3 protein-coding genes are annotated in these 1,128 nt (G+C 61.4%); all 3 read left to right on the top strand.

Features of this window, described 5'->3' with window-relative positions; all coding sequences use genetic code 11:
* The first annotated feature begins 49 nt into the window (after positions 1 to 49).
* From PHX69_RS12435 to PHX69_RS12425, 3 genes are read left to right on the top strand one after another with little or no spacing between them, the layout of a single operon-like run.
* Positions 50 to 214, top strand: coding sequence for a DUF1328 domain-containing protein (locus PHX69_RS12435; RefSeq protein WP_119013821.1), 165 nt, complete (start codon positions 50 to 52; stop codon positions 212 to 214).
* 48 nt (positions 215 to 262) lie between these two features.
* Entirely contained in the window at positions 263 to 706 is a 444-nt protein-coding gene (locus PHX69_RS12430; protein WP_288044048.1) for a hypothetical protein, read from the top strand.
* A 41-nt stretch (positions 707 to 747) separates the two neighbouring features.
* Positions 748 to 1,062 (top strand): BON domain-containing protein, encoded by a 315-nt coding sequence (locus PHX69_RS12425; RefSeq protein WP_288044046.1) that lies wholly within the window; start codon positions 748 to 750, stop codon positions 1,060 to 1,062.
* The last annotated feature ends 66 nt before the right edge of the window (positions 1,063 to 1,128 follow it).

Raw genomic sequence — 1,128 nt, 5'->3', positions numbered from 1 at the left:
CACCACCTACAGTCGATTGCACAGCGCACCACCACACAAGGAGCCAGGCATGTTGCACTACGCCGTCGTTTTTCTGGTCATCGCCTTGATCGCAGCCATTTTCGGTTTTGGTGGCATTGCCGCCGGGGCTGTGGATATCGCCAAGATCTTGTTTTTCATCTTCGTGATCATGGCCGTGGTGAGTTTTGTCATCGGTCTGATCAAGCGACGGTGATCTGTCACGCACCCCGACCAGCCTCCACTCTCATTCAGGACTTTCGCCATGAACACCACACCCACCAACACCCCCTCCACTGATACCCGCGCCAGCACCCAAGCCAGCGATACCGTCCAGCATCTGGCCGATACCGCGCGCCACCTGACGGACAGCGCACTGCAAGGCGCCCAAAGCGCCATCCAAGCCACCCGCAGCGCCGCCGACCAGTCTTTGGACAAGGCTGCGCACAGCGTGCAGGGACTGCGCGAGAGCGCAGAGCCCGCCATCGGCGACCTGGCCGCCAAGGCGCAGGCCTTGGCCTCGCGCAGCATTGGCTACTGCGCGCAAAAGCATGCTGTGCTGCGCAGGCAGATGGACGACTGCACCGCCGCTACCACGGAGTACGTGAAAAACCAGCCCGGCAAATCCATGGCGATTGCCGCTGCCACCGGCGCAGCGCTGACGGCCGCAGTGTTGCTGCTGTCGCGTCGGCAGGGCAGCAATACCTGATACTGACAGCCCCATCCCCAACATCCACCAAGGAAAAAACCATGAAATATGTACGCGCCATCGCTTTTGCCGCTCTTGCAGGCATCACCATCGTCACCACGGGCTGCTCGGTAGCCCGCCACCAGCAAACCGTGGGTGCTTATGTCGATGACGCAGGCATCACTGCCGCCGTGAAGGCCAAGATGACCGAAGACCCCGTCGTCTCTGCCGCAGCCATCAGCGTGGAAACACTCAACAACACCGTGCAACTGTCCGGTTTTGCCAAGTCGCAGGCAGAAAAAGACCGGGCCGAATCGATTGCCCGCAACACCCAGCATGTGCGTGAGGTGCGCAACAGCATCGTGGTGCGCCCATAACACCAGCGCGCAAAAAAGCCGCCGTCCGCGCAGTGCTGCGGGCGGCGGCTTTTTTGTGCGTGGGCG

The organism is Simplicispira sp. (assembly GCF_028687295.1).
Taxonomy (GTDB): domain Bacteria; phylum Pseudomonadota; class Gammaproteobacteria; order Burkholderiales; family Burkholderiaceae_C; genus Simplicispira; species Simplicispira metamorpha.
This window is presented reverse-complemented; position numbering and strand designations above follow the sequence as displayed.

What these genes read in the sequence shown, in the direction of transcription:
- PHX69_RS12430 (WP_288044048.1), top strand. Translation starts at nt 263, where the DNA reads ATGAACACCACACCCACCAACACCCCCTCCACTGATACCCGCGCCAGC.
- PHX69_RS12435 (WP_119013821.1), top strand. Translation starts at nt 50, where the DNA reads ATGTTGCACTACGCCGTCGTTTTTCTGGTCATCGCCTTGATCGCAGCC.
- PHX69_RS12425 (WP_288044046.1), top strand. Translation starts at nt 748, where the DNA reads ATGAAATATGTACGCGCCATCGCTTTTGCCGCTCTTGCAGGCATCACC.